Genomic DNA, 26243 nt, shown 5'->3' with positions numbered 1-26243 from the left:
GCCGCAGACATCCTATGTCTGTGGCGGGGCTGCGGCAAGGGCTGCGCCGCTCAGGGCTGGCCCTGCGAGGTAGGTGTGCTCGGCGGTGCCGGTCAGGACCGCGTCCCGTTCACCGGTCGCCAGGTCCGCCAGTGCGTCGACGGTCAGCGCGAGGACCTCGTCGTACGTGGTCGCGAGGGTGGAGACCGGCCAGTCCGACCCGAACATCGACCGGTCGGGGCCGAAGTGTTCGACCACGTCGCGGACGTGCCGGGCGACGGGGCGCCGGCGCCAGTCCGCTCCGGCCTCGGTCAACAGGCCCGAGACCTTGCACACGACGTTCGTGCGTGCGGCGAAGTCCGTCATCCGGCCCGCCCAGCCGTCGTCTCCGTGCTCGATGTCGGGCTTGCCCGCATGGTCGAGCACGAAGGACCCCTCGGGGACGGCATCGACCAGTGCGAGGGCGGCGCGGTGCTCCCGGTCCCGGACGAGCAGGTCGAACACGAGTCCGTCGGCGGCCAGGGCGCGGACGCCACGGGCGACCTCGGGGCGAGCGAGCCAGTCGGGATCGGGTTCGTCCTGCGCCTGGTGTCTGATGCCGACCAGCCGGTGGCCGCCGGGCTGTGCGCGGAGGGCGGCGATCCGCTCGGCGACGTCGACAGCGGTGGGGTCCACCCACCCGACCACGCCGGCGACGGGTTCCGGCTGCGCGAGGAGCCAGGCGGTCTCGCCGGGGTCGTGCACGGCCTGCACCACGATCGTCCGGGTGGCGCCGGTGCCCTGCGTCGCGGCGCGCAGGTCGTCCACGTCGAACCGTCGGCGGATCGGGGCGACGGAGTCGTCCATCCAGGGGTACGGCCGGTCGGCTGGGTCCCAGAGGTGGTGGTGAGCGTCGATGATCACGACCTCATCATGCCCGATTCATCCGATGTCCGGGTGTAGCACGCGTGCTCAGACGATGCCGGAGGCCTCGAGTTCGGCGCGCAGCTCGACGTCGGACGGCTCCACGAAGTGCTTGCCGTTCGGCAGGACCACGACGGGGATGTTCTTGCGGCCACTGATCGCCTCGGCCCGGTCCGCCGCGGTCAGGTCCTGCTCCACGTCGATGTACTCGTAGTCCACGCCGAGGGTGTCGAGCAGCGCCTTGGACCGGCGGCAGTCGCGGCACCAGTCGGCGCCGAACATGGTCACGCGGTCAGGGGCAGTCGTCGCATCGCTCATGTGCAGAGAGTACGTCGGACGGCCGCGGGACATTCCCGTGACGCCGCTCGCCGCACGCGGAGCACGATGTGCGCATGAGCCTGCCCTGGGACACCCCCGTCGCACATCCCCACCACCGCCACGGCTGGTGGTGGAAGACGCTGGTCGTCGGCTTCGTGCTGTGGGTCGTCACGATCATCGTGACCGTGTCGACGCAGAACACGAACCTGGTGCCGACGATCATCCTGCTCGGCAGCTTCCTCGTGCCGTTCACCGTCGTGCTGTTCGTCATCGAACGGGTCACCGGCACGGTCAGCACGATGCAACTCGTGACGGCGTTCTTCGTGGGCGGGATCCTCGGTGTGCTCGGGGCATCCCTGCTCGAGGCCGACCTGGAGCAGGGCCTGAGCCTCTACCTCGTCGTCGGCTTCGTCGAGGAGTTCGTGAAGGGCGTCCTGCTCGTCGTCGTGGGCTGGCGCGTCCAACCGAAGACCGCGCGGCAGGGAGCGCTGCTCGGCGCGACGATCGGTGCGGGCTTCGCTGCCTTCGAGTCGGCCGGGTACGCCTTCAACGCCGCGATCACGGCGCGGGGCATCGACCTCGCGTCACTGCTGCAGACCGAGGTGGTCCGTGCCGTGCTGGCCCCCGTCGGGCACGTGCTCTGGACCGCGGTCCTCGGCGCGGTGCTGTTCGGCGCCTCCACCGGCCGTGCGCGGTTCCGCTGGTCGTGGCCGCCGATCGTCGCGTACGTGGTGGTGTCGGTACTGCACGGGCTGTGGGACGCGAACGGCACCATCGCCACCCTCGTCGCGTTCATCGTCTCCGGGGTTCCGCTGCAGGCCACGCAGTCCGGGATGGTGCCGGCCGCCGTGAACGGGATCGTGACGACCGTCTACGTCGTCGGGCTCGGGATCGTGAGCCTGATCGGGGTGGGTGTGCTCGTCGGCGTGCTCCGGCACTACCGGGAACGCACGCAGGAACCGTCGGCGCCCGTCGGGTGGGACACGACCCCCGGGCCCGAGCGCCTGCCCTGAGCCAGCACCGGGGCCGGGCCCGCGACCCGCTCGCCCTACGATTGGCTCATGCCGCCAGTCCCCGACCTCGACACGCTGGTGTGGGCCTCGGCGGCTGTCCGGCGCTTCGCCGCCGCCACGAACCTGCTGGTGGCCGCCCGCCGGTTCCGAATCGTCGGCGGTGACCCCCGCGACGCGGCGGCGCTCCGGCACCTGCTGACCGCACTCGGCGCACACGAGACCGAGCCCCGGGCCGACCGGGCCGGCCAGGTCGACGAGCGCATCGACCAGCTCTGGTGCCTGGGTTCCCCCGAGGAGTCGACCCCCGCCGTCGAGCGCGCCGCCGACCGCCCTCGCGGCAGCACCCTGATCGTGGTGGACGCGGGTCGCCACCTGCCCGCCGTCGACGAGGACGCCTTCGGCCCCGTCTCCCCGGCCCGGCCCGGTGTGCTCGCCGTCCCGATGCTCTCCGACGACGTCTTCCTCGTCTCCACCGGTCGTGACCCGGAGGACGACCCCGCCGCGGACGCGCGCCTGCGTTGGGCGCGCCGGTCGATGCCCGTCGCACGCTCGGTCGCCGCCGAGCTCCGCGACGGCGGGCTCCTGCGCGGGACCCGCATCGGCGTGGCGATGTTCCTCGAACCGAAGACCGCCGTCCTGATCCTGCTGCTCCGCGACGCCGGGGCCGAGGTCGTCGTCTACGCCCACGCCGACGAGACCGACGACGCGGTCGCCGACGCACTGCGGTCCGCCGGCCTGACGGTGTACGCGAGCAGCACCGCGACCCTGCCGGAACAGAAGCAACTGGCCCTCGCGATGCTCGACACGGCGCCGCACATCCTGCTCGACGACGGCGCGCACGTCATCCGGCTCGCCCACCAGGAGCGTCCGGACCTGCTGCCCACGATGCTCGGCGCGGCCGAGGAGACCACGAGCGGCCTGCGGCCCCTGCGCGTGCTGGCGGCGCGCGGCGAGCTCGGCATCCCGGTCGTGGCCGTGAACGACGCCCGCACGAAGACGTTCTTCGACAACCGGTACGGCACCGGGCAGTCGACGGTGTTCGCGGTGCTCGACCTGGTCGACGGGCTCGCGTCCGCTACGCACCGGGTACGGCCGGGAGGCGCGGCGGTCGTCGCCGGGTTCGGCCACGTCGGCGAAGGGGTCGCCCTGGTGCTCGCTGCCCTCGGGTTCCGGGTGACGGTCGCCGAGACCGACCCGGTCCGCGCCCTGCAGGCGCGCTTCGCCGGGTACGCGGTGGCCCCGCTCGTCGAGGCGGTGGGCGACGCCGACCTCGTGATGAGCGCCACCGGTGTGCCGGACACCATCGACCTCGACGTGCTCCGTGCCTGCGCGAGCGGAGCGGTCCTCGCCGTCGCCGGCGGCGTCGACCAGGAGATCGCGATCGACGACGCCCTCGCCGCCGGCGCCCAGCGCCAGCCGGTGGGGCCGAAGGCCGAGCGGTTCGTGTTCGCCGGGGCCGACGGCGGGCCGATCGTGCTCGACGACGGCGGCTGCATCAACATCACCGCGGCCGAGGGCAACCCCGTCGAGATCATGGACCTGTCCTTCGCCGTGCAGCTCGGTGCCGTCCGGATGCTCCTCGAGCGCGGCGACGAACTGGAGCGCGCCGTCGTGCCGATCGACCCCGCGGTGGACGACGCGACCGCCCGCGCGGCGCTCGCCGCGTTCGGGAGCCGCCCCGGGCCTCCCGGATTGCTTGCTGAGCACCCGGCGGACCGCGAGCCGGACGTCCGGACCCGCCGTTTCGGAGACCCGGCATGAGCGTGCGACCGCAGCCCACCCACCCGCGGGCCGCGCACCCGATCACCGTGCACTCGGCGCGCGTCGTCGTGCCGATGACCGCGCCGCCGATCGCGGACGGGGCGGTGGCGGTGCAGGACGGGCGGATCCTGCACGTCGGCGACCGCTCGTGGGTGGTCGACCAGCTGACCGGCTCCGGCGCGACCTTCGCCGAGCGGCAGTGGCGCGGAGCCCTGCTCCCCGGTCTCGTGAACGCGCACTCGCACCTGCAGTACACCGGCATGGCGAGTGTCGGCCAACGGCAGTACAGCGGATTCGAGGATTGGGCGACCGCGTTCAACGTCGACTACGCGGAACCCCACGACTGGCGGGCCGAGGCTGCCGACGGCGCGCGGGCGTCGATCCTGGCGGGCGTGACGAGCATCGCGGACATCGTCACCGACATCGAGGCGTCGACGGCACTGCAGGACGCCGGGCTCGGCGGCATCGCCTACTGGGAGGTCATGGACTGGGAGAACGACGCCTGGCAGTCGCACGGTCGCGACCAGGTGCTCGACGAACTCACCCGCATCCCGACCACCCCCGGTGCCGGGCTCTCCCCGCACGCGCCCTACTCGCTCGAGGTCGCCCCGCTGCTCGAACTCCCCGACATCGTCCGGCAGCGCGGGCTCCGACTCCACCTGCACCTGGGCGAGGCCGCGTTCGAGGGTGAGCGCATCGCCCTCGGGCCGGTCCCGGGGCTGGACGGCGTCGACGGGGTCGGCCACGGGAACGACTGGCACCTGGCGAACGTGCCCTCGTTCCGGGCGCTGCGAGCCCTCGGGTTCGGGGCCAGCGCGACCGCCTTCGTCGACCGGCTCGGGGTGCTCGGCCCGGACTGCCACATCGCCCACGGGGTCTACATGACCGCCGCCGACCGGGCCCTGTTGCGCGCCCGGGGCACCGCGGTGGCGCTCTGCCCGCGGTCGAACGCCGTCATCGGCCTCGACCCACCGCCCGTCGCCGACTACCTGCGCGAGGGCAGCCCCGTCGCGGTCGGTACCGACTCCCTGTCGTCGTCGCCGTCCCTCGACCTGATGGCCGACGTCACCGCCCTGCACCGGATCGCCCGTGCCCAGGGGTACGGGCACCGGGACCTGCACGAGCGGCTGCTCGCCGCGGCGACCCTCGGTGGTGCGCACGCGATGGGGCTCGCCGTCGGCCCGGACCGCATCGGACACCTCGCCGTCGGGGCCCGTGCCGACCTCGCGGTGTTCGACGTGGACGCCCGCACCGTGCCGGACGCGCTCGCCGAACTCGTCGAGGACGGCGCCGGCCGAGCCGCCGCCACCGTGGTCCGCGGGGTGGTCCGGGCGTCCGCCGGCGTCGTCACCGACCCGCCGTCCACCCGCATGGACACCACCGCACCGCCCCAGGAGGAACGATGACCGAGACCGCACCCCGCCCCGGCACGGCCGCACGACGCACCGTCGACGGTTCCCTGATCGAGTGGCTCGACGTCCCGAAGCGGGCGATGGCCCTCGGGATGGAACCGCACCCGGAGGGCGGTTGGTACGTCCGCACCTGGACCTCGCCGGCCACGGTCTCGACGCCCGCGGGGGAGCGTCCGGCCGCCACCCTGATCCACTTCCTGCTGCCCCCGGGCGAGGCCTCCGCCTGGCACCGGGTCACGAGCGACGAGATCTGGATGTGGCACGGACCGGACGCCGTCGACCTGCAGCTCGGCGGTGACGGCGACCTGCCCGAGCCCGGCGCCACGATCACCCTCGGCCCGGACGCCGGGCGTGACCGGGTGAACGACGCGCAGGCGTTCGTGCGGGGCGGCGTGTGGCAGCGGACGATCCCGGGTGACGGCGAGGTGCTGCTGAGTTGCCTCGTGTCGCCGGGCTTCTCGTTCGAGGACTTCACGATGGCAGACGGGGCCGACGACGAGGCCGACGACGCCGACGCCGCTGCCGAGTAGCGCAGCGACACCGTTTCGCGCTGGTATCCCACGGCGAAGTACACTTCGACCTGCCCCCACCCCCCTCGCACGAAGGCCCGACCGTGACCCGTTCCCTCCGCTTCACCCTCGCCGTCGCCACCGCCGCGGTCGCCGCCCTCGCCCTGTCGGCGTGCTCCGCCGGCGACAGCAGCAACGCCGACGGCACGGTGACCGACGGCAAGCTCACGATCGCCACGGGGGACCCGGCGTACTCGCCCTGGGTCGAGGACAACAAGCCGCAGTCGGGCGAGGGCTTCGAGTCCGCCGTGGCCTACGCGGTCGCGAAGGAGATGGGCTACAGCAAGTCCGACGTCGTGTGGAAGCGCAGCACCTTCGACAGCGCCATCGCGCCGGGCCCGAAGGACTGGGACCTCAACGTCCAGCAGTTCTCGATCGACGCCAAGCGCAAGAAGGCCGTCGACATGTCCACGGCCTACTACACGACGACACAGGCCGTCGTGACGACGAAGTCCTCGAAGGCCGTCGACCACACCAAGATCGCGGACCTGAAGAAGGACGCGATCGGCGTCGCCACCGGGTCGACGAGCATCGCGAGCGTGAAGAGCGTGCTCGGGATCACCCCGCAGGTCTTCAACTCCAACGACGACGCCGTGCTCGCGCTCAAGTCCGGGCAGATCGACGCGATCGTGACCGACCTGCCGACGGCGTTCTACATGGCGTCCGCTCAGCTCGACGACGGCACGGTCTCGGCGCAGTTCCCCGCGGACGGCAAGGGCGACCAGTTCGGTTTCGTGCTGCCGAAGGACTCCGAGCTGACCAGCAAGGTCGACAAGGCCCTCCAGGCACTGACGGATGACGGCAACCTCGAGGACCTCCAGACCAAGTGGCTCTCGTCGGAGACCGGCACCCCGGTCCTGCAGTGACCGCATGACCCTGCCAGCAGGCGCCGGTACCCCGGTGGCCGCCCCCGCGCCGAGCCAGATCGAGCTCGAGCGTCGGCTCTACCGGCGGCAGCGCGGACGCCGGTCGATCGTCGTGTCGGTCGTGTCGACGCTCGTCGTGATCGCGGTCGCCTACTTCGGCGTCGTGAACACCCCCGGCTGGGCGGCGGTGCAGCAGTCGTTCTTCGACCCGCAGACCGCGATCGACACGTTCCCGTCGATCCTCGGAGGTCTGTGGCTGAACGTCCGGATCCTGTTCTTCAGCGCCATCGGCGTCGCCGTGTTCGGCACGCTGCTCGCGGTGGTCCGTGGTCTGCGGAACCCGGTGTTCTTCCCGCTGCGGATGCTCGCGACCGGGTACACGGACCTGTTCCGCGGCCTGCCGCTCATCATCGTGCTGTACCTGGTCGGCTACGGCATCCCCGGCCTCGGGGTGTTCCCGCGCCTGCCCGCCGAGGTCTGGGGCACGATCGCGATCACGCTGACCTACTCGTCCTACATCGCCGAGGTCCTGCGCGCCGGGATGGAGGCCGTGCACCCCTCGCAGCGCCTCGCCGCCCGGTCGCTCGGGCTCTCGCACGCCAAGACCCTGCGCCTCGTGGTGCTGCCGCAGGCGGTCCGCAAGGTCACCCCGGCGCTCATGAACGACTTCGTGTCGATGCAGAAGGACGTCGGCCTGGTGTCGATCCTCGGCGCCGTCGACGCCGTCCGTTCTGCCCAGATCGCGCAGGCGGAGACGTACAACTTCACGCCGTACTTCGTCGCCGGGCTGCTGTTCGTGGTGATCAGCCTGCCGCTGATCCGCGTCACGGACGCGATCGCGCGCCGCCAGCAGCGGCGCGAGCAGATCGGAGGGACCGTATGAGCGAGGTCGGCCTGGAGGCCCGTGGTGCGTCCGGTACCGACGCCGTGGTCCTCGAACTGCGCGGGTTGCGCAAGGCCTTCGGCGAGCACGAGGTCCTGCGCGGCATCGACCTGACGGTGAACCGCCACGAGGTCATCTGCGTCATCGGGGCCTCGGGCTCCGGCAAGTCGACCCTGCTCAAGACGGTCAACCTGCTCGAGGGCATCGACGACGGTGAGATCCTGCTGCAGGGCATGGACATCGCCGACCCGCGCATCGCCGTCGACGCGGTGCGCGCCCGGATCGGTGTGGTGTTCCAGCAGTTCAACCTGTTCCCGCACCTGAGCGTCCTCGACAACGTGACGCTCGCCTCCCGCCAGGTGCACGGCGTCCCGCGGGCCCAGGCCGAGGAGACCGCGCGCCGGCTGCTCGAGCGCATCGGGCTCGCGACCTTCGCCGATGCCTACCCGGACCGGCTGTCCGGCGGCCAGCAGCAGCGCGTGGCCATCGTCCGGGCGATCGCGTCCGATCCCGAGCTCCTGCTGCTCGACGAGGTCACGAGCGCCCTCGACCCGCAGCTCGTCGGCGAGGTGCTCGACCTGGTGTCCGAGCTGAAGCGCCAGGGTTCCACCATCCTCATGACGACGCACGAGATGCACTTCGCGCGGAACGTGGCCGACCGGATCGTGTTCCTGCACCGCGGCGAGGTCGTCGAGCAGGGCACCCCCGCCGAGGTCCTCGACCACCCGCAGCACCCCGCCCTGATCGAGTTCCTCTCCCGCGTCCACGCCTAGGGCGTCAGCAGGACCTTGCCGATGACCTCGCCGTCACGGACCCGGCGGTGCGCCTCCTCGACGTCGGCGAGCGGCAGCACCGAGTCGATGACCGGGCGGACGCGGCCGTCGGCGACCAGCGGCCAGACGTTGTAGCGGACGGCCTCGACGATCGCGGCCTTCTCGGCGAGGGGCCGGGCGCGCAGGGTCGTCCCGCTGATGCTGGCCCGCTTGCGCATGAGCGCGCCGAAGTCGAGCTCGGCGGTGCGACCGCTGCCCGAGGCGATCACGGCGATGTGCCCGTTCGGCGCGAGCGCCCGCAGGTTCCGCTCCAGGTAGGACGGCCCGACGACGTCGAGCACCACGTCGACGCCGACTCCGTCGGTGAAGGCGAGGACGCGTTCGACGAAGTCCTCCGTGCGGTGGTCGACGACCAGGTCGGCACCCAGGTCACGGGACGCGGCCACCTTGCGCTCCCCACCGCTCGTCGCGATCACCGTGGCCCCGAGCGCCTTGGCCCACAGCACCGCGTGCGATCCCATACCGCCCGTCCCGCCGTGCACGAGCAGGGTCTGCCCGGGCCGGAGCCCGGCGAGCATGCCGATGTTGGAGTAGACGGTGCAGGCGGCTTCCGGCAGACCGGCCGCATCGACCAGGTCGAGACCGTCGGGCACGGGGAGCACCTGGGTCGCCGGTGCCACCACGAGCGATGCGTACCCACCACCGGACAGCAGTGCGCACACCCGGTCGCCCACGGACACGGTCGTGACTCCGGGTCCGACGCCCCGCACCGTGCCGGAGACCTCGAGGCCGAGGACGTCCGACGCTCCGGGCGGCGGCGGGTAGTTCCCGGCGCGCTGCTGCAGGTCCGCGTTGTTCACCCCGGCGGCTGCGACGTCGATGAGCACCTCGCCCGGGCCGGGCTCCGGGTCGGGCAGGTCGGTCACGGACATGGAGGCGTCGTCGAACGTGATGGCTCGCATGCCCTCGACGGTACGCGCCACCGGCCTCCGCGCGACCGCCGGGAGCCCGCAACCCGCCCGGACCCCCTGTGGATGTTCCATGTACGCTCGATGACGGACCTGCACCTCATCCGGGGGAGTGCGGACAGATCGAGGGGGACCATCCACCATGCCCAAGAAGCTCATCGCGCTCGCCACCGCCGGCCTGGCGCTCACGTTGCTCGCCGGCTGCTCGACGGGGCCGTCCAAGGCCGACCAGTGCACCCAGTTCGAGAAGACGGTCAAGACCGCCGCCGAGGGCGTCCAGTCCGAGGCCTCGAAGCTGCAGTCCGACCCGGACGCCGCCGTGACGAAGCTCAAGGAGCTCGACGAGAAGATCTCCGACGGCGTCGACGAGCTGTCCGACGACCACCTCAAGGACAAGGGTGAGGCGTTCGAGTCGGCCTACGGCGACCTGGTCGACGACATCGAGGACATCGCTGACGACCCGCAGTCGGCGGACGTCTCCGCCCTGACCGACTCCAGCACCAAGGTGCAGGACACCGGGAACGCGTTCCAGAAGGAGTGCAACTCCTGATGCGCCGCACCGTCACCGCGGTCACCACCGCGCTCGTCGCCGTCACGCTGCTGGCGGGCTGCTCCTCCGGCGGGTCCTCCGACGGTGGCTCGTCCGACGGCGGGTCGCAGCAGCCCACCGCGCCCACCGCCTCGAAGACCGCGGCCGCGGCCCCCGCCCAGACCAAGGAAGAAGCCTGCTCCCTGCTCGAGAACGAACTCGCGTCGTTCCTCCAGCAGCAGGGCTCTTCGTCCGCGCCCGCCGATCCCGCAGCCCGGGCAGCGCTGATCGGCGAGTTCACCGACCGCCTCGACGCCGCGCTGCCGAAGGTCACGAACGACCAGGTGCACGACACGTTCCAGGCCTTCACCGACGCCGCGAAGGGCTACGGCTCGGCCATGCGCTCCGGCGCGGCGGAGGACTCGACCGAGGTCGAGGAGGCCCAGACCGAGGTGCAGACCACGCTCGACCAGGTCTCGGCGGTCTGCCCCGCCAAGAGCTGAGCGCACCGAATGCACGGCGACACGTCGACGCCCCGCCGCTCCTGATCGGACCGGCGGGGCGTCGTGGTGCGTCGGGACGCGGCGTCAGGCCGCCGCGGCCCGTGACCCGTCGAGCCGGGCGACGTCCTCCGGCCGCAACTTGATGGTCGGCGCGGTGATCGAGTTCAGGATCGACTGCGGCCGCGAGGCTCCGGGGATCGGCACGACGACGTCGCTCTTCTGCAACTCCCACGCGAGCGCGATCACCTGCGGGGTGACGCCCCGGTCGCGGGCGATGTACGCGAAGTCCTCGAACGCGGTGCCGAGGTCGGCCGCGCTCCCGATGCCGCCGAGGGGGCTCCACGGCAGGAACGCGATGCCGAGCTCGTCACAGAGTTCGAGCTCCGGCTCACTCGACCGGAACTTCGGCGAGTACTGGTTCTGCACCGACGCCAGTCGGCCGCCGAGCACCTCGTTCGCGGTGCGGATCTGGTCCGGGTCGGCGTTCGAGATGCCGGCCATCCGGATGACACCCTCGTCGAGCAGGTCGGCGAGCGCCCCGATCGAGTCGGCGTAGGGCACCGCCGGATCCGGACGGTGGAACTGGTACAGGCCGATCGACTCGACGCCGAGCCGTTTCGCCGACGCCTTCGCGGCCTCCTTCAGGTACTCCGGGTGCCCGTTCTGCGTCCAGTTGCCGGCCTCGGGTCGCAGGTGTCCGCCCTTCGTCGCGATGAGCACCGCGGAGGTGTCGTCGTGGAACTCCCGCACCGCCCGCGCGATGAGCTCCTCGTTGTGGCCCACTTCGTCCTGACCCCCCAGGTGGTAGGCGTCGGCGGTGTCGATGAGCGTGACCCCCGCCTCGAGTGCTGCGTGGATGGTCCCGATGGCCTGGCGCTCGTCGGGTCGGCCCTCGATCGACATGGGCATGCCGCCCAGACCGATGGCACTGACCGACACGTCTCCGATGACTCGTTGCTTCATGGCCCCAGCATGCGCCGGGGCTGCGCCGTCACGCACAGGTGGTCGCCCCGCGCCTCCCGTCCGAACGCGCACGCGTTCTTCGACAGGACACGCGTCGATCGACTGGTGTCCTGTCGGACGGGTGGTGCGCGCCGGTCAGGCGCTCGCGGAGACCGAGGTGGACGCGGAGCCGTCGCTGTCGACGGCGTTCGCGAACACGACGCCGCCCCAGGCGATGACGACGACCGCGAGCACGAAGCCGATCGCGGCGATCCACCACGACGGCTTCCGACGGATCCAGGCGCCGATCGCGAGCACGATCGTGGCGGCTCCGATGACGAACGCGCCGCCGACCGCGATGGCCGCGCCGCCGACGTACCCGCCGGCAGTGCACCCGGCGGAGGCGTCGCACCCCGTCGTGGCCGAGGCGACCGCGATGATGCCGACGATCGCCGTGACCACGGTCGTGACGGCACCGAACACCAGGAGCAGCACGGTGGAGATCCGGTCGGCGAGCTTCGCCGGTGGGAACAACGTGGTGCCGCCGCGCTCCCACGCGGCGCGCTCCGCGTCCGTTGGGCCGGAGGGGGACTGCGGCGGCGGGCCGGGGACGTTGGACCAGGTCATGCGTGCAGTCCTACCGCGCCTCGACCCCGAACGCCTGTGCGAGACGCTGGATCTTCTGTGCCCGACCCAGTCGCGGCAGGTCGGAACCGTCGCGGATGACCCGGCCGCGGGCCTCGAAGTCGTCCAGGAAGTCCTGCGCCCAGGCGACGTCGGTGGGGGTGGGGGAGATGACCTCGTTGATGACGGGCAGCTGCTCGGTGTCGAGGCAGAGCTTGCCGGTCAGACCGAGCGACACGGCCACCTGCGACTGCTCGCGGAGGATCGGGTGCGACGACCCGACGGTCGGGCCGTCGATCGGGCCGGGCAGGTCGCCGACGCGCGAGGCGACGACCAGCTTCGACCTCGGGTACGCCATCGCGAGCGTGTCGGCGCTGGTGCCGGTGTCGCGGCGGTAGTCGCCCGAGCCGAACGCCAGACGGAACGCACCCTGGGCCTTCGCGATCGACACGGACTCCTCGATGCCCAGGGCCGACTCGACCAGTGCGATCACGGGTGTCTGACCGCCGAGCCGGTGCCAGGTGTCGGTGACCTGCGCGGGCGACTCGGTCTTGGCGAGCATGACGCCCTGCAGCCCGGGCAGGCCGCGGAGCTCCTCGACGTCGTCCGCCCAGAAGTCCGTGGTGACGTCGTTGATCCGCACCCAGGCCTCGCCACCACCCGCGAGCCAGGCGGCGACCCCCTTGCGGGCCGAGGGCTTGGCGGCCGGGTCGACCGCGTCCTCGATGTCCAGGATGATCTGGTCGGCGCGGGACCGCTGCGACTTGTCGAACCGGTCGGTCGCCGTGCCGGAGACCAGCAGCCAGGACCGCGAGATCTCGGCGGGGACCGATCGACGCCGGTTCGGCGTGGGGGCGGACGGGGCGGTGCGGTCGTCGATGGCCATGCCCCGTTGGTACCACATCGGACAGGTCGCACGTCCGGTCGGAGGCGAGGTGCGTCGATGCGGAAACCCCGAAACCTCGGTTCATTGCCAGAGAGGTCGTCGGTTCCCGCCTACAGTGTCGGATGTGTGGCGAGCGGACAGGGTGACCGACGGTGAGGACGACGTGAACGACGACGTCCCCGTCGAGGGTGCCCCCGAGCGCGACGAGCGCGACGAGCGCGACGAGCGCGACGAGCGCGACGACTACGACGATCGAGACGAGCAGCAGGACGTGGACGAGGACCGGACCGACGACGAGCCGGACCGCACGCTCCGCCCGGAGCTGCAGATGACGAGCCCGCACGCGATCAGCCTCGGCGACCCGCGCCTCCAGGCCGGCAACGCGGCGGAGCCGACGTGGGACGGCTGGCGCACCCAGTTGACCGGGGTCGGCGGCACGAGCCCGCTCACGCACTTCAGCGACCACCCGCGCGCGCGCATCGAGCTCTCGACCACCCACCCCGGTGGGCTCGCGCAGTTCATCACCGGCAAGACGACCCTGCTGTCCAGCCTGATCCGCGACGAGGTGGCGCTCCGTGCCGCCCGCGTGGCCGCCGGACAGGTCGAGGCGAAGGGCACCGAGCTCGCGACCGTGCGCGGCATCGACGCCGTGAAGCTCGGTATCGGCATGGCCGACTGGAAGCACGGCGACGAACAGTTCCGCGGCCCGGTGCTCCTCCGACCGCTGGCGATCCGCCGGCACGGGCGTGACTTCGAGGTGCGGCTGCTCGGCGAACCGGTGCTCAACCCGGGCCTCGCCGACGCGCTGCACGAGCAGTTCGGGGTGATCCTCGACGCGCAGTCCTTCGTGGCCCTCGCGCAGCAGGACGGCTCGTTCACCCCGAACCCCGTCATCGACCGTCTGCGCGGCCTGACCGCGCACATCCCCGGTTTCTCCGTGCACGCCCGGCTCGTGGTGTCCACGTTCGCCGAGGTCGCGACCGGCTTGGTCGAGGACACCGGTGACCTGTCACACCCGGTGCTCGACGCCCTCGCGGGCAACCCGAGCGCGAAGTGGCAGGTCGAGCAGTCGTACCACCCGGTCGAGCAGACCCCGTCGGACGAGCGCAGCCCCGAGACCGACACGCTGCTGCTCGACGCCGACGACGAGCAGGAGAACGTGATCGCGCAGATCACGGCCGGCAACTCGATCGTCGTGAAGACCCTGCCCGGCACCGGTGGCACGCAGACGATCGTGAACGCCCTCGGCGGCCTGGTCGCGGCGAACAAGCGCGTGCTCGTCGTCAGCCCCCGCCGTGCCACGCTCCGCGGCATCGCGGCCCGCTTCGGCGAGGTCCAGCTGCCCGGGGTCGCGGTCACCCCGTCCACCCTCCGCCGTGACGTCGTCCGGGCCATCGCGCGCAACGAGAAGGCGGTCCGTCCGAACCTCCGCGAGGTCGACGACGCCCTGGTCCGGCTGCGCAAGGTCCTGAAGGACTACCGGGGCTCGCTCATCCGCAGGGACGCCGACTTCGGGGTCTCGGTGCTCGACTGCCTGGTCGAACTCTCGCGGCTCTCGCTGCTGCCGGTCCCGCCGTCGACGACCGCGCGGCTGTCGAAGACCTCGGTGGCGAGCATGGTCGAGGGGCGCTCGCGCGTCGCCGAGACGATGGTCAGCGCCGCGAACCTCGGCGAGTTCCGGTACGGCCCCGACGACTCGCCCTGGTACGGCGCGAAGTTCGGCTCGAGCGACGGCGCGCAGCGCGCCCACCGCATCGCGAAGGACCTGGACAGCGACGGGCTGCCGACCCTGCTCCGCCGTGCCCACGACCTCGTCGCGACGACGCACATGCGGCAGTTCACGACGATCAACGAGCTCGGCATCTACCTGCGCCTGCTCACCGAGATCCGGGACACCCTCGACCGCTTCCTGCCGGTGGTGTTCGACCGCTCGGTGTCCGAGCTCGTGGCAGCCACGGCCCCGCGCGGCGAGGGCGCCCCGATGTCGTCGACCAACCGGCGGCGGTTGAAGAAGCTCGCCCGCGAGTACGTCCGCCCCGGCGTGCACGTCTCGGACCTGCACGAGGCCCTGACCCGCGTCCAGCAGCAGCGCGTCCTGTGGCAGCGCTACGTCGCCGCCGGGGTGAACCCCGAGGTGCCCACGGGCATCGCGGACGTCCAGGTGCTGTTCTCGAACGTCGCCGAGGACCTCGCGCGCCTCGACGAGCCGTTGGGCCGCACCGAGCGGGACCGCCAGCTCGCGAACACGCCGGTCGACCAGCTCGTCCCCACCATCGCCGAGCTCGCGGCCGAGTCCGACGTCCTGCACAACCTGCAGGAGCGCACGGAGCTCATGCAGACCCTGCGCGACCTGCAGCTCGAGCCGCTCATCACCGACCTGGCGAACCGCCACGTGCCGGACATGCAGGTGCCGGCCGAGCTCGAACTCGCCTGGTGGCAGTCGGCGCTCGAGACCATGCTCGAGTCCGACCGGGCCCTGCTCGGTGCGAACACCGACATGCTCGACCGGGTCGAGGCCGACTTCCGCCTCGTCGACGATGCACACGCGGCGGGGGTCTCCCAGGGCCTGGCGTGGCAGCTCTCCGAGAACTGGAAGGTCGGACTCGTCGACTGGCCGGAAGAGGCCACGGCACTCAAGACCCAGCTGCGGGAGGGCGCGATCACCTCGCGCCTGCTGCAGGACTCCGCACCGCACCTGTCGCGGTCCATCGCTCCCGTCTGGCTCGCCAGTCCGTACGAGGTGTCGCAGATCGCCGACACGATGCCGTTCGACACCGTGATCCTGGTCGACGCCGGCGCCGTGACCATCGCCGAGACCGTCGGTGCCGTCCGCCGCGCCCGTCAGACCGTCGTGTTCGGCGACCCGGTGACCCAGACGCCGTCGCCGTTCCGCATCGCCGTCGACCCCGAGCACCGCGCGATGCAGGTCGACGAGGGCACGCTCGACGCGTTCCACGCCGACTCCGCCCTCGCCAAGCTCTCCACGCTCCTGCCGACCCTGTCGCTGTCGCGCTCGTACCGCGCCGGCGGTGAAGACCTGGCCGAGCTCGTGAACCGTCGCTTCTACGGCGGCAAGATCGAGTCGCTGCCGTGGGCGGGATCGTTCCTCGGCCACGGCTCGATCGCGCTCGACTACGTCAGCGACGGCAAGGCCGTGCCGGACCCCGAGTCCGGAGCCGTCGAGAGCGTCGACGCCGAGGTGGACCGTGTGGTCCGGCTCGTCATCGACCACGCCCGGACCCGTCCGACCGAGTCGCTCATGGTCATCACCGCGTCGGCGAAGCACGCCGTGCGGGTCGAGCAGGCCGTGCTGACCGCGGCGCAGGGACACAAGGACCTCACCGAGTTCGTCATCGGCGACCGGGCCGAACCGTTCATCGTGGCGACGCTCGAGCAGTCGGTGGCGCAGAGCCGCGACCGCGTCGTGTTCTCCATCGGCTACGGCCGCACCCCGCACGGACGCGTGCTGCGTGACTTCGGTCCGCTCGGCAAGCCCGGCGGCGAGCGACTGCTCGCGGTCGCGATGACCCGCGCCCGTCGCTCGATGGTCATCGTCACGTGCTTCCAGCCGTCGGACATCGAGGCCGAGCGCATGGGCCACGGCACCGTCGCCCTCGCCGAGATCCTGGCCGAGGTCCGCGCGCGCACCACCGCCGAGTACGTGCCGGACGATTCCGACCCGCTGTTGGTCGACCTGGCGCGACGACTCGAGATGCGTGGCATCCCGGTTGCGCTCGGCCACCGCGGCAAGCTCGGCCTGGTCGCCGCGCACGGCGGTGTCTGCGTGACGATCGAGACCGATGCGTCCCTCGTGAAGGGCTCGCTCCGCGAGTCCCTGCGCCTGCGCCCCGAAGTCCTCCGCCGACTCGGATGGCACTACGTCCGCGTGCACGCGTTCCAGCTGTTCTCCGACCCGGACCGCGTCGCCAACACGGTGGCTGCCGTGCTCGGGGTCGATCGCGGCGCCACCCAGGAGATCTCGATTCCCCCGATCCCCGCCCGCCGATGAGCGCTCGGCCGAGTCGGCGGGCCTCGCGGCCCGCCGGTCCGGTGACGCCGGAGACGGACCAGCTGGTGGGCACGTGGACGCGCGCCGACGACGTGACGCCAGCCGCGCCTCTCCCCACCGGCACGGCCGAACTGCCGCTGGCGCGTCAGCCCGGAACCGGCGGCGTGGGCCCAGGCCCCGCAGCGGCTTCCGGACGGGACACGGACGATCGATCGGGAGGCCGGGTGCGGCCCCGCAGACGCGTCACCACCCAGCCGGTGCCCGGCTACGTCCCGTCGCCCGCGCCGGAACCTGCGCGGCACCGCGACGGGGAGAACGACGACCAGCTCCGCCGCGACGTTCCGCCGCACTGGTGAACCGGTAGCCTGACCCCTGATGACTGAGACCGCGCGGCAGCGCCCCGACTGGCAGACCTGGCCGAACCTGATCACGCTGTTCCGCCTCGTGCTGATCCCGGTGTTCGTCGGCCTCGTCGTCGCCGGACACCCGGGGTGGGCCCTCGTCACACTCGTCGTCATCGGTGTGAGCGACTGGGCGGACGGCTTCATCGCCCGCCGGTTCGACCAGGGGTCGAAGCTCGGCAAGGCCATCGACCCGGTCGCCGACCGTCTCGCGATCATCGCGATCGTGCTCTCGCTGGTGCTCGTCGGTCTGCTGCCCTGGTGGGTGGTGGCCGTCGTGGTGCTCGTCGACCTGGTGCTCGTGGTCCTGTCGAGCGTGCTGTTCCACGGCAACCCGGACCTCGACGTCACCTGGACGGGCAAGATCCGCTCGGCTCTGCTGTTCGTCGGGTTGCCGGTGCTGCTGTTCTCCGCGGTGCACACCGTCGACGAGAACGCGCCGTGGGTTCGAATCGTGGCCCTGGTGTTCGTCTACCTCGGCACCGCCGGTCACGTGCTCGCCGGCGCCCAGTACGCCGTGGCGATGTTGGCCAAGCGCCGCACAGTCCTCGCCTGACGGTTCCGGGACGCGCTAGAGCTTCGCCGAGCCGCCGATACCGGGGCCCTCGGGAGCTGTCGACGGCGCGATGTGTGCGCCCGTGCTCGTGGCGCCACCGGTCTGCGGTCGGAGCAGGTCGCGGATCTCGAGCAGCACCTCGACGTCGGTGGGAGGGACGTCCTGCGGGGGCTGCTGCTCGTCGTTCTTGACGCGCTCGAACGCCACCTTCTTCAGGTGGTTGACCGGCACGACGAGCGCGAAGTACACGACCGCGGCGACGATCACGAAGTTGATGACGGCTCCGATGATCGCGCCGAACATCAGCTTCGCGTCTCCGCCGGAGATCGTCGGGATGTGCACGACGAGTGCCTTGTCCAGGCTCGACGCGTTGAACACCGCACCGATGAGCGGGTTGATCAGGGCGTTGACGATCGTGGTGACGATCGCGGTGAACGCCGCACCGATGACGACTGCGACGGCCAGGTCGATGACGTTGCCGCGGAGCAGGAACTCCTTGAAGCCCTTCATGCGAGGGTCTCCTTCCGGGTCGAGGACGGCCGCCGGACGGCGACGGCCCCAAACCTATCCGCGGAGCGCAGGCCCCGTCAGGACGCCGCGGGCTTGGCGCCGCTCGGCTTCGACTCGCTCTTCGCGGCCGGCTCGGACTTCTTCGACTCCGACGAGGTGGGCGTGCTGGACCCCTCCGACTTCGGGGCCGGGCGGGAGTCGGTGCGGTAGAAGCCGCCGCCGTTGAACGTCACGCCGACGGGGGAGAACACCTTGCGCAGGACGCCGCCGCAGACCGGGCACTCGGTCAGGGTGGCGTCGGAGAAGGACTGCTTGATGTCGAACGCGTTGTCGCACTCGGTGCAGCGGTACGAGTAGGTGGGCACGTCAACTCCGGAACGTGATGATGCGCGACGGCGTGATGATGCCGTCAACGGGTTCGTCGTGGGGTTCGCGCGGGACCTCGTCGAGGTACTCCGCATCGAAGATCACAGCATAGACGGGCGGGCGGTTCGCCATGGACCCGAGGGTCTTGTCGTAGTAGCCACGGCCCCAGCCCATGCGGACGCCGTCGTGCCCGACGGCCGCCGCGGGGGCGAGGATCGCATCGACGTCGTTGATGGCGAGCGGGGACAGGACCTCGCCGACGACCTCGGGCAGACCGAGCAGGCCCTCGGTCTCGCTGACCCCGTCGCCGACGGCCCAGTCGAGCAGGCCGTCCTCACGCGTGACGGGCAGCAGCACACGGATGCCCTGCTCGAACGCCCGGTTCAGGAACGGCCGGACGTTCGGTTCGTCCGGCGCGGACAGGTACAGCGCGAGCGATGTGACCTGTCGCTCCTCGACGAACCGCTGCAGGGTCGCGGTCAGGGTCTCGGTGTCCGCGTCGCGTTCGGTCGTGGTCCGGGTGCGCCGCCGCTGCCGGAGTTCGGCTCGCAGGGCGCGCTTCTCGTTCCCGAGATCGGCGATCATGCGCAGGAGTCTACCGAGCGCTCCCGTTGCGGCTTCCCGCCGGGAACCCGCGTCGATGGGGTGTCCCCAGGAGCGACGACATGCCCTCGAAAGAGGGATCGGATACGGTCTCAGCATGGGCTTCCAGATTTCGAAGGCGGTGATCCCCGCCGCAGGGCTGGGTACCCGCTTCCTCCCCGCTACCAAGGCGATGCCGAAGGAGATGCTCCCCGTCGTCGACAAGCCGGCCATCCAGTACGTGGTGGAAGAGGCTGTCGGCGCAGGACTCACCGACGTGCTGATGATCACCGGGCGCAACAAGAACGCGCTCGAGAACCACTTCGACCACGTGTCGGAGCTCGAGGAGACCCTCCGCAAGAAGGGCGACCACGAGAAGCTGCAGAAGGTGAACCAGTCGACGGACCTCGCCGACATGCACTACGTGCGTCAGGGTGAGCCGCTCGGCCTCGGCCACGCGGTGCTCCGCGCCAAGATGCACGTCGGCCGCGAACCGTTCGCCGTGCTCCTCGGCGACGACATCATCGACGCCCGCGACCCGCTGCTCCAGCGCATGATCGAGGTCCAGGGCGAGAAGAACGCCACGATCGTGGCCCTGCTCGAGGTCCCCGAGTCGCAGACGCACCTGTACGGCATCGCCACCGTCGAGCCGACCGACACCGACGACGTGGTGAAGATCACCGGGCTCGTCGAGAAGCCCGCGCAGGGCGAGGCGCCCTCGAACCTGGCCATCATCGGCCGCTACGTCATCCGCCCCGAGGTGTTCGACGTCCTCGAGAAGCAGGAGCCGGGCAAGGGTGGCGAGATCCAGCTGACGGACGCGCTGATGAAGATGGCGAGCGCCGAGGAGTGGACCGGCGGCGTGTACGGCGTCGTCTTCCGTGGACGCCGTTACGACACCGGTGACAAACTCGACTACATCAAGGCGATCGTGCAGCTCGCCTCGGACCGCGATGACCTCGGCCCCGACCTCAAGTCGTGGCTCAAGGAGTTCAACGCGGGCGAATAGTCGGCCATCCCGCCCGGGTCCGGTGATCACGGACCCGGGCGGGACACCCCGCCCCGCACCGGGGCGGGACCCCGGAGGAACCCAGCGATGACGACCATCCCGACCCTGTCCCACGGGCGGGTCACCATCCGCCCCCTCCGGCTCCGCGACACCCGCGACCTCGACGCGGCGCTCGCGACCAACCGCTCGTGGCTCCGCACCTGGGAGGCCACGAACCCCTCGGGGCACGTCTCCACCGACGTCCGGGGCAGCATCCGCGCGCTCCAGGCCAATGCCCGCGCCGGACTCGGGCTGCCGTTCGCCATGGAGCTCGACGGCCGCTTCGTGGGGCAGCTGAACGTCTCCGGCATCTCGTACGGATCGCTCGCGAGCGCGTCCATCGGCTACTGGGTCGTCGAGGACGCCGCCGGCCACAACGTCACGCCCATCTCGGTCGCGCTCGCCGTCGACCACTGCTTCCGCGCGCTCGGCGTGCACCGCATCGAGATCTGCATCCGGCCGGAGAACGCCCCGAGCCTGCGCGTCGTCGAGAAGCTCGGCTTCCGGTACGAGGGGCTTCGCCGCCGGTACATCCACATCAACGGCGACTGGCGCGACCACTTCTGCTTCGCGTTGGTGGCCGAGGAGGTCCGCGGGGGCGTCCTCGAGCGGTGGGTCCAGGGGCAGGTGCCTCCGGGCGTGGGGACCGTGCCGCTCGCCGCACGCGACGAGGCCGCGATGCCGCTGCACACGACGCCCCGCATCTGACGGGCCTGGAGGCGCGGCTCACCTCCGCAGATTCCGCCCCGACACGCGCAACACGCGTCCCGCAATGACGCGGCGCGGGAACCGCCACCCCTACCGTGTTCGCATGGCAGGTATCGGCTCGTGGGGTGGCGGCATCGTCCTGCTGGTCGCGGCCGTGCTCTGGCTCGTGTACCTGATGCCGTCGTGGGCCGCCCGTCGCCAGTACCTGGCGACCGAGCGGAACGCGATCCGACTGCAGCAGACCCTCAGGATCCTCGCGCAGACCGCCGAGCTGCCGGACGAGGTCCGCATCGAGATGAACGCGAAGTCCCTGGCCCAGGCGCAGCGGGTCGCCCGGTCCGAAGAGGCCAGGCGCACCGCGATCGTCCGTGCCCACGAGGCCGCACGGCAGCGTGAGATAACCCGCCGTCTGGCCGAGCAAGCCCCCGTGCTCGAGCGCGCGTCCGCCGTGCCCGCCCTGACCGCCATGCGCATGCGCCGCTCCCGTCTCGGGGCGACCCTGTTCGGCACGTTCGGCGTCGTCGTGGCGCTCGTCGTCTTCGTCGCGGCACCGTCGCTCTGGCTCGTCGGTGTCGCCGGGCTCGTCGCCGCGGGTGGGTCCGCAGCGGTCCTCGCGCAGCTGCACCAGGTGGCGACGGCGCGGAAGAAGCGTCTCGTGGCGGGCGAGGCGGGCGCGGCCCGTGCCTCCCGGCCGTCGACTGCGTGGACGGACCCGGCCCCGCCCCTGTCCACCGACCAGCCCGCCGAGGCGGAGCAGGACCGCACCTGGACCCCGAACCGTGTGCCGAAGCCGCTCTACGTCGAGCGACCGACCACGCCCGCGGCGTCCCCCGAGTCGTCTGCCGAGTTGGCGGCGCGGTTGAAGGAGCGCGTCGCTGCCGCCAAGGCGGAGGCCGAGGCCGAAGCGGCCGCGATCCGTGCGGGGGAGTCCGATCCGTCGTTGGCACGGGTGTCGCGGATGCGACCCGAGCTGGAAGAAGCGGCTGCCTCGCTGTCCGCGCACGACCAGGGACGTCTGGCCGAGCGACTGGGGTTGCGTGCGCCCGCGGCGACCGGCGCCACCGCTGCCGCTGCTCCTGCCCCCACTGACGAGCCCGCGGGGCCCCCGAGCAAGTGGGCCGGCATGGGCGTGCTCGACGATGACGCGTACCAGCAGGCGGACCTCGACGCGATCATGCGGCGGCGTCGCGCGGTCTGACCGGGCGCCTCCCCGGCGGCACGCCCGACCGGCGACCGGCGATTTCGGATCGGCGGACCGAGGATGCTAATGTGATCGAGCACTTGGGGCTATGGCGCAGTTGGTAGCGCGTCTCGTTCGCAATGAGAAGGTCAGGGGTTCGAATCCCCTTAGCTCCACCAGGTGTCACCACGACAACGGCCCGGAACCGACAGGTTCCGGGCCGTTCGTCGTTCTGGGCACGGTCGCGGCTTCCTCCTCCACAGGCCCATCGCTGTGGATCGTCCGACACAGTCCACGGACGGGGTGGCGGGTTGTCGAGCGCATCGCCCTAGACTCCCCGTGCGCCGACCGGCGCGGGGAACGGGGGAACACGTGCGCTTCAGGACCGCCATTGCATCGATCGGCACGGTGCTCGCCGTCGCCGCCGGACTCGCCGTCGTCGGCCCGCTGGCGCCGGCATCGGCAGCAGCCCCGACGACCGGTCGTTTCACCCCGGTGACACCGGTGCGGGCGTGGTCGGGCACCGCCACCAGCACGGCCACCACGGTCACCCTGGGTGGCAGGAACGGTATCCCGTCCTCGGCCACCGCGGTCGTGCTCACCGCGACGGTGAACGCCCCGAGCGCCGCCGGGTACGTGAGCGTCGCTCCCGCGGGCAGCACCGCGAGCCCCGCGATCCAGAACTTCCGCAGGGCGCAGCCCATCTCCGGCACGACCACGGTCGGCCTGACTTCGGGCAAGGCCCAGGTCAAGGTCTCCGCCGGCAAGGCCACCGTCTCGCTCGACGTCGCCGGCTGGTACGGCACGAGCGCGACCGGCTCCACCTACACGCCGCTCCCGCCGACGAACGTGCTGAACGGCACGGTGTCGACCGCGGCGAAGAAGGTCGCTGTCGCTGGCAAGGCGGGTGTGCCCGCGAACGCCACCGCCGTCGTGCTGCAGGCCGACGTCTCCCGCCCGGCCACGAGTGGCCGGCTGCGGCTCACCCCGTCCGGCAACAACGCCGGCATCGTCTCCCTGATGTACGAGAAGGGGACCACGGTCGCCAACACCACCACCGTCCGGCTCTCGGGCGGTGCCGTCCAGGCCAGGGTCTCCTCCGGTTCCGCACGGGTGCTCGCCGACGTGGTCGGGTACTACGCGCCGAACGCGAACGGTTCGGTCTTCGTCCCGGCGCACCCGGTCCGTGCTGCGACCATCCCTGCGGGCACCACCGCGAAGAAGGTCACCGTCGCCGGGACCGCGGGTGTGCCGCGCAACGCGATCGCCGCGGTCATCAACGCGAAGGTCGGCAAGGGCAGTGTCGGGGGATCCCTCCGCGTCGTCGGTGCCGGGCTGGCCTCGAGCGTGCCGACGCAGGTCTACGCCAAGGGGCAGACGATCGGAAACGCTCTGATCGCACCGCTCGCAGCCGACGGGCAGGTGCAGGCGAAGGTGTCGGCCGGGACGGCGACGGTCTACGTCGACGTCGTCGGGTACTTCCTGAACGGCTCGGGTGGCTCGGGCACTGGGGTCGACATCTCCTGGCCCCAGTGCGGTGAGGGCGTACCCACTGATCAGTCGTTCGGGATCGTCGGGGTGAACGGCGAGCTCGCCAACACGACGAACCCCTGCCTGCAGCAGCAGCTCGGGTGGGCGGCAGGATCGGCCGGCGGTACCGCCCAGCCGAAGGCGCAGGTCTACTCGCTGTTCACGAACCCCGGGGCGAAGGCGGCTTCGGCGTGGCCGACGTCGAACGCGGCCCCGAACGGCGTCGCCGTGACGAACCCGTACGGCTCGTGCGCGCCGCAACCCGGCGCCCAGTCGAGCTGGAAGACGACGGCTGCGTGCTCGTACATGTACGGGTACGCCCGGGCGTACGAGGCAGCGAACGCCCGGGGAGTCGTGAGCCCCGGCCAGTACCGCTGGTGGCTCGACGTCGAGACCGGCCTGTCCTACGTCACCTCCGATGCCGCTCAGAACCGTGCCGCGCTCGAGGGCATGGCGAAGGCGCTGCAGAACTCCGGCGTCACGCAGGTCGGGGTCTACTCGACGTCGTACCAGTTCAACAAGATCATGGGCGCCGTCCCGGCGTCGAGTCCGCTTCGGCCCCTGCCGAGTTGGATCGCGCTCGGCGACGCACGCCTCGACCAGGCCCAGGCGGCCTGCTCCGGCGCCCGCCTGCTCGACGGGCCGATCAGGATGACCCAGTACGTCACGCCCTACGGCTCCACGGAGATCGACCGCGACTGGTCCTGTTCCTGACACAAACGGGCGTTGTTCCCGACGATCCACCGGCTGATCGAGGCGTCTCCTGGTGGAGAAGGTGACCATCCGACGGACAGGAGGCCCGGGTGCCAGCTGGCACCGGGCCTCCCGTCTGCCACCGGGTCGCGTCGGACCCGTCTCCAACGCGGGCGTGTCAGCCCGCGATGCTCTCCGTCAGCACGCCGGCCTGCGCGAAGGTGGTGTGGATCGCGTTCGCGGCCTGCTCGAAAGCACGGTTGCCACGCGAGATGCCGAGTGCCCCGCCCTTGATCGCCGACTTGCCGGAGCCGCGCAGCAGTCGTGCGACGGTGCGGCCGTCCGGCGCGATCATGATCTGCACGTCGAGGCGGGTGTGGAAGGTGCGGTCGTTCGCCATGCCGCCGATGAGCAGCGTCAGGCCGAGGCTGCCCCGGGTCGCCCGGAGCGCGCCCTGGTCGCCGTCGTCGACGGTGTAGCCCTCACGGGTCAGGGCGTCGCGCACCTGGGCGCGTGCGGTGTCGGGGTCGGTGGCGACGAAGAAGTCGTGGCTCTCGGGCATGGTGTGTGATCCTCTCGAACGGGTCCGCTCGGACACGGAGGACGTTCGCCCCCCGGGATGATCATGCCGTGTCCGAACGACAGGGGTGTCGCTTACGCTGGTCGTGTCATGACTGCCTCGATGAACCGCCGCGCACTCTTCTCCCTCGCCGGCGTCGCCGGGATCGGGTTCGCCCTCGCGGCGTGCTCGTCCGGCAGCGAAGACGGCAACGACAGGGACAGCGGCAGCAAGGGTTCCGGCCGCGGGAGCGAAACGACGCCGGCCCCGTCCGCGAAGCCCGCCGCGTCCGCCCTCACACCGGCGCAGGTCCCGCTCGCCGGCGGCGTGACGGTCACCGTGACGGGGACCGGTCTCGCCGCGGTCAAGGGCGTCACCGTCGGCGGTGTCGCCGCGCGTGACGTGCAGGCGACCGCATCGAAGGTGACCTTCACGGCACCGCACCAGGCCATGTACACGGCAGGGAACGCCGACGTCGCACTCTTCACGTCGGTGGTTGAACCCATCGCGTCCGCGAACCAGTCGTCGGACGGCAACGGCAGCGCCGCGAACGACGGGCAGAGCGGTGTCACGCAGGACAACGCGACCGCCGCGCCGACCCCGACCGCCGCCGCGACGCCGGCTGCTGGCGCCGCCGTCGCCACGACCACGCTGGCCTACGCCGCACTGACCGACGTCGACCGGCAGCTCGCCTACGCGATGCGGTACTGGAAGGACTACAACCTGGCCGAGTACGGCACGATGAACCCGATCGGCGGTGACTGCGCGAACTACGTCTGCCAAACCCTCATCGCCCGTGGCTGGGAGCAGCGGTCCGACTGGTACAACCGGGCGGCCGGTGCCGAGCACAGCGCCACCTGGACGTACTGCCCGACGATGGACCCGTGGCTCGAGGACCACGCGGCCGAGTTCGCGCTCACCCGGCGGTCGTCGGACGAGCGCGACAAGGTCAAGATCGGCGACATCGTCTTCTTCGACTGGAACGCCAACGGCTCCCCGGACCACACCACGATCGTGTCCGAGGTCTTCACCGAGCCCGACGGCACGATCCGCATCAAGTCGGCGAGCCACAACCAGGACGGTCCCTACCGCGACCTCGACGAGATGATCACGGTGCAGCACCCCGGCGGATCGGCCTGGTTCCACACCTTCGACGCGTAGCGCCGCCGCGC

General features: G+C 71.5%; 26 protein-coding genes and 1 tRNA gene. 17 read left to right on the top strand and 10 right to left on the bottom strand.

The window, feature by feature from the left end; genetic code table 11:
• Positions 1 to 12 precede the first annotated feature (12 nt).
• Positions 13 to 882, bottom strand: coding sequence for an amidohydrolase family protein (locus ITJ56_RS14565; protein WP_194631357.1), 870 nt, complete (start codon positions 880 to 882; stop codon positions 13 to 15).
• Positions 883 to 930: 48 nt separating this feature from the next.
• Positions 931 to 1200, bottom strand: coding sequence for a glutaredoxin family protein (locus ITJ56_RS14560; protein ID WP_194631356.1), 270 nt, complete (start codon positions 1198 to 1200; stop codon positions 931 to 933).
• A 74-nt stretch (positions 1201 to 1274) separates the two neighbouring features.
• Here ITJ56_RS14560 and ITJ56_RS14555 point away from each other — a divergent pair, with 74 nt between their 5' ends.
• The 7 genes from ITJ56_RS14555 to ITJ56_RS14525 all read left to right on the top strand — a co-directional run bounded on the left by ITJ56_RS14555 (position 1275) and on the right by ITJ56_RS14525 (position 8477).
• Positions 1275 to 2213, top strand: coding sequence for a PrsW family intramembrane metalloprotease (locus ITJ56_RS14555; protein WP_194631355.1), 939 nt, complete (start codon positions 1275 to 1277; stop codon positions 2211 to 2213).
• A 48-nt stretch (positions 2214 to 2261) separates the two neighbouring features.
• Positions 2262 to 3974, top strand: coding sequence for an adenosylhomocysteinase (locus ITJ56_RS14550; protein WP_194631354.1), 1713 nt, complete (start codon positions 2262 to 2264; stop codon positions 3972 to 3974).
• Positions 3971 to 5380: an amidohydrolase family protein gene (locus ITJ56_RS14545; protein WP_194631353.1), complete on the top strand. Its 1410-nt coding sequence runs from the start codon at positions 3971 to 3973 to the stop codon at positions 5378 to 5380. The genes ITJ56_RS14550 and ITJ56_RS14545 overlap by 4 nt, the downstream gene beginning before the upstream one ends.
• Complete coding sequence (locus ITJ56_RS14540; RefSeq protein ID WP_228517914.1) at positions 5377 to 5916, top strand: cupin domain-containing protein; 540 nt, start codon at positions 5377 to 5379, stop codon at positions 5914 to 5916. Before ITJ56_RS14545 ends, ITJ56_RS14540 begins: the two co-directional genes overlap by 4 nt.
• 83 nt (positions 5917 to 5999) lie before the next feature.
• Positions 6000 to 6821: an ABC transporter substrate-binding protein gene (locus ITJ56_RS14535; RefSeq protein ID WP_194631351.1), complete on the top strand. Its 822-nt coding sequence runs from the start codon at positions 6000 to 6002 to the stop codon at positions 6819 to 6821.
• Between the two features lie 4 nt (positions 6822 to 6825).
• Complete coding sequence (locus tag ITJ56_RS14530) at positions 6826 to 7704, top strand: amino acid ABC transporter permease (protein ID WP_194631349.1); 879 nt, start codon at positions 6826 to 6828, stop codon at positions 7702 to 7704.
• Complete coding sequence (locus tag ITJ56_RS14525; RefSeq protein ID WP_194631348.1) at positions 7701 to 8477, top strand: amino acid ABC transporter ATP-binding protein; 777 nt, start codon at positions 7701 to 7703, stop codon at positions 8475 to 8477. Before ITJ56_RS14530 ends, ITJ56_RS14525 begins: the two co-directional genes overlap by 4 nt.
• On the opposite strand, the gene ITJ56_RS14520 is transcribed toward ITJ56_RS14525, so the two are convergent.
• On the bottom strand, positions 8474 to 9439 hold the full coding sequence (locus ITJ56_RS14520; RefSeq protein WP_194631346.1) for an NAD(P)H-quinone oxidoreductase: 966 nt from the start codon (positions 9437 to 9439) through the stop codon (positions 8474 to 8476). The two genes, ITJ56_RS14525 and ITJ56_RS14520, sit on opposite strands and share 4 nt — an antisense overlap.
• A 148-nt stretch (positions 9440 to 9587) precedes the next feature.
• On the opposite strand from ITJ56_RS14520, the gene ITJ56_RS14515 reads away from it, so the two are divergent.
• Both ITJ56_RS14515 and ITJ56_RS14510 read left to right on the top strand, forming a co-directional pair.
• Positions 9588 to 9995 (top strand): hypothetical protein, encoded by a 408-nt coding sequence (locus ITJ56_RS14515; protein ID WP_194631345.1) that lies wholly within the window; start codon positions 9588 to 9590, stop codon positions 9993 to 9995.
• Complete coding sequence (locus ITJ56_RS14510; protein WP_194631343.1) at positions 9995 to 10477, top strand: hypothetical protein; 483 nt, start codon at positions 9995 to 9997, stop codon at positions 10475 to 10477. Before ITJ56_RS14515 ends, ITJ56_RS14510 begins: the two co-directional genes overlap by 1 nt.
• Positions 10478 to 10561: 84 nt before the next feature.
• Here ITJ56_RS14510 and ITJ56_RS14505 read toward each other — a convergent pair whose 3' ends face one another.
• The 3 genes from ITJ56_RS14505 to ITJ56_RS14495 all read right to left on the bottom strand — a co-directional run bounded on the left by ITJ56_RS14505 (position 10562) and on the right by ITJ56_RS14495 (position 12929).
• Positions 10562 to 11440 carry an aldo/keto reductase gene (locus ITJ56_RS14505; RefSeq protein WP_194631342.1) on the bottom strand — a complete coding sequence of 293 codons (879 nt, stop codon included), beginning with the start codon at positions 11438 to 11440 and terminating at the stop codon, positions 10562 to 10564.
• Positions 11441 to 11575: 135 nt separating this feature from the next.
• The gene (locus ITJ56_RS14500; RefSeq protein WP_194631340.1) at positions 11576 to 12046 is read right to left on the bottom strand and encodes a DUF6264 family protein; all 471 of its coding nucleotides are present in this window, start codon (positions 12044 to 12046) and stop codon (positions 11576 to 11578) included.
• A gap of 10 nt (positions 12047 to 12056) precedes the next feature.
• A complete protein-coding gene (locus ITJ56_RS14495; RefSeq protein ID WP_194631339.1) occupies positions 12057 to 12929 on the bottom strand; it encodes an HpcH/HpaI aldolase/citrate lyase family protein in 873 nt (290 codons plus the stop codon).
• A 142-nt stretch (positions 12930 to 13071) separates the two neighbouring features.
• On the opposite strand from ITJ56_RS14495, the gene ITJ56_RS14490 reads away from it, so the two are divergent.
• Complete coding sequence (locus ITJ56_RS14490; protein ID WP_194631338.1) at positions 13072 to 16938, top strand: AAA family ATPase; 3867 nt, start codon at positions 13072 to 13074, stop codon at positions 16936 to 16938.
• Between the two features lie 375 nt (positions 16939 to 17313).
• Positions 17314 to 17895 (top strand): CDP-alcohol phosphatidyltransferase family protein, encoded by a 582-nt coding sequence (locus ITJ56_RS14485; RefSeq protein ID WP_194631337.1) that lies wholly within the window; start codon positions 17314 to 17316, stop codon positions 17893 to 17895.
• Positions 17896 to 17910: 15 nt separating this feature from the next.
• On the opposite strand, the gene mscL is transcribed toward ITJ56_RS14485, so the two are convergent.
• The 3 genes from mscL to ITJ56_RS14470 form a co-directional block, all read right to left on the bottom strand.
• The gene (mscL, locus tag ITJ56_RS14480) at positions 17911 to 18405 is read right to left on the bottom strand and encodes a large conductance mechanosensitive channel protein MscL (RefSeq protein ID WP_194631335.1); all 495 of its coding nucleotides are present in this window, start codon (positions 18403 to 18405) and stop codon (positions 17911 to 17913) included.
• Positions 18406 to 18482: 77 nt separating this feature from the next.
• The gene (locus tag ITJ56_RS14475; protein WP_194631333.1) at positions 18483 to 18770 is read right to left on the bottom strand and encodes an FmdB family zinc ribbon protein; all 288 of its coding nucleotides are present in this window, start codon (positions 18768 to 18770) and stop codon (positions 18483 to 18485) included.
• 1 nt (position 18771) lies between these two features.
• Positions 18772 to 19356 (bottom strand): 5-formyltetrahydrofolate cyclo-ligase, encoded by a 585-nt coding sequence (locus ITJ56_RS14470; protein WP_194631332.1) that lies wholly within the window; start codon positions 19354 to 19356, stop codon positions 18772 to 18774.
• Positions 19357 to 19471: 115 nt separating this feature from the next.
• Between ITJ56_RS14470 and galU the strand changes: the two genes are divergently transcribed.
• From galU to ITJ56_RS14445, 5 genes are all read left to right on the top strand, one after another.
• Entirely contained in the window at positions 19472 to 20362 is an 891-nt protein-coding gene (gene galU / locus ITJ56_RS14465; RefSeq protein WP_194631330.1) for a UTP--glucose-1-phosphate uridylyltransferase GalU, read from the top strand.
• Positions 20363 to 20449: 87 nt separating this feature from the next.
• Positions 20450 to 21109, top strand: coding sequence for a GNAT family N-acetyltransferase (locus tag ITJ56_RS14460; protein WP_194631329.1), 660 nt, complete (start codon positions 20450 to 20452; stop codon positions 21107 to 21109).
• Between the two features lie 103 nt (positions 21110 to 21212).
• The gene (locus tag ITJ56_RS14455) at positions 21213 to 22307 is read left to right on the top strand and encodes a hypothetical protein (protein ID WP_194631327.1); all 1095 of its coding nucleotides are present in this window, start codon (positions 21213 to 21215) and stop codon (positions 22305 to 22307) included.
• An 85-nt stretch (positions 22308 to 22392) separates the two neighbouring features.
• Positions 22393 to 22468: transfer RNA gene (locus ITJ56_RS14450), tRNA-Ala, on the top strand.
• Between the two features lie 193 nt (positions 22469 to 22661).
• Positions 22662 to 24533 carry a hypothetical protein gene (locus tag ITJ56_RS14445; protein WP_194631325.1) on the top strand — a complete coding sequence of 624 codons (1872 nt, stop codon included), beginning with the start codon at positions 22662 to 22664 and terminating at the stop codon, positions 24531 to 24533.
• 157 nt (positions 24534 to 24690) lie between these two features.
• Here ITJ56_RS14445 and ITJ56_RS14440 read toward each other — a convergent pair whose 3' ends face one another.
• A complete protein-coding gene (locus ITJ56_RS14440; RefSeq protein WP_194631324.1) occupies positions 24691 to 25074 on the bottom strand; it encodes a hypothetical protein in 384 nt (127 codons plus the stop codon).
• A 108-nt stretch (positions 25075 to 25182) separates the two neighbouring features.
• Between ITJ56_RS14440 and ITJ56_RS14435 the strand changes: the two genes are divergently transcribed.
• On the top strand, positions 25183 to 26232 hold the full coding sequence (locus ITJ56_RS14435) for an amidase domain-containing protein (RefSeq protein ID WP_194631323.1): 1050 nt from the start codon (positions 25183 to 25185) through the stop codon (positions 26230 to 26232).
• Positions 26233 to 26243: the final 11 nt, after the last annotated feature.

Source organism: Curtobacterium sp. VKM Ac-1376 (assembly GCF_015351025.1).
Lineage (GTDB): Bacteria > Actinomycetota > Actinomycetes > Actinomycetales > Microbacteriaceae > Curtobacterium.
Note: the sequence above shows the minus strand (reverse complement) of the source record. Positions and strands in the feature narration are given on the sequence as shown.

Bases quoted from the DNA above. Each gene is read 5' to 3' on its own strand.
- ITJ56_RS14560 (WP_194631356.1), bottom strand. From the start codon at position 1,200: ATGAGCGATGCGACGACTGCCCCTGACCGCGTGACCATGTTCGGCGCC.
- ITJ56_RS14555 (WP_194631355.1), top strand. From the start codon at position 1,275: ATGAGCCTGCCCTGGGACACCCCCGTCGCACATCCCCACCACCGCCAC.
- ITJ56_RS14550 (WP_194631354.1), top strand. From the start codon at position 2,262: ATGCCGCCAGTCCCCGACCTCGACACGCTGGTGTGGGCCTCGGCGGCT.
- ITJ56_RS14545 (WP_194631353.1), top strand. From the start codon at position 3,971: ATGAGCGTGCGACCGCAGCCCACCCACCCGCGGGCCGCGCACCCGATC.
- ITJ56_RS14540 (WP_228517914.1), top strand. From the start codon at position 5,377: ATGACCGAGACCGCACCCCGCCCCGGCACGGCCGCACGACGCACCGTC.
- ITJ56_RS14530 (WP_194631349.1), top strand. From the start codon at position 6,826: ATGACCCTGCCAGCAGGCGCCGGTACCCCGGTGGCCGCCCCCGCGCCG.
- ITJ56_RS14525 (WP_194631348.1), top strand. From the start codon at position 7,701: ATGAGCGAGGTCGGCCTGGAGGCCCGTGGTGCGTCCGGTACCGACGCC.
- ITJ56_RS14520 (WP_194631346.1), bottom strand. From the start codon at position 9,439: ATGCGAGCCATCACGTTCGACGACGCCTCCATGTCCGTGACCGACCTG.
- ITJ56_RS14515 (WP_194631345.1), top strand. From the start codon at position 9,588: ATGCCCAAGAAGCTCATCGCGCTCGCCACCGCCGGCCTGGCGCTCACG.
- ITJ56_RS14510 (WP_194631343.1), top strand. From the start codon at position 9,995: ATGCGCCGCACCGTCACCGCGGTCACCACCGCGCTCGTCGCCGTCACG.
- ITJ56_RS14505 (WP_194631342.1), bottom strand. From the start codon at position 11,440: ATGAAGCAACGAGTCATCGGAGACGTGTCGGTCAGTGCCATCGGTCTG.
- ITJ56_RS14500 (WP_194631340.1), bottom strand. From the start codon at position 12,046: ATGACCTGGTCCAACGTCCCCGGCCCGCCGCCGCAGTCCCCCTCCGGC.
- ITJ56_RS14495 (WP_194631339.1), bottom strand. From the start codon at position 12,929: ATGGCCATCGACGACCGCACCGCCCCGTCCGCCCCCACGCCGAACCGG.
- ITJ56_RS14485 (WP_194631337.1), top strand. From the start codon at position 17,314: ATGACTGAGACCGCGCGGCAGCGCCCCGACTGGCAGACCTGGCCGAAC.
- mscL (WP_194631335.1), bottom strand. From the start codon at position 18,405: ATGAAGGGCTTCAAGGAGTTCCTGCTCCGCGGCAACGTCATCGACCTG.
- ITJ56_RS14470 (WP_194631332.1), bottom strand. From the start codon at position 19,356: ATGATCGCCGATCTCGGGAACGAGAAGCGCGCCCTGCGAGCCGAACTC.
- galU (WP_194631330.1), top strand. From the start codon at position 19,472: ATGGGCTTCCAGATTTCGAAGGCGGTGATCCCCGCCGCAGGGCTGGGT.
- ITJ56_RS14460 (WP_194631329.1), top strand. From the start codon at position 20,450: ATGACGACCATCCCGACCCTGTCCCACGGGCGGGTCACCATCCGCCCC.
- ITJ56_RS14455 (WP_194631327.1), top strand. From the start codon at position 21,213: ATGGCAGGTATCGGCTCGTGGGGTGGCGGCATCGTCCTGCTGGTCGCG.
- ITJ56_RS14440 (WP_194631324.1), bottom strand. From the start codon at position 25,074: ATGCCCGAGAGCCACGACTTCTTCGTCGCCACCGACCCCGACACCGCA.
- ITJ56_RS14435 (WP_194631323.1), top strand. From the start codon at position 25,183: ATGACTGCCTCGATGAACCGCCGCGCACTCTTCTCCCTCGCCGGCGTC.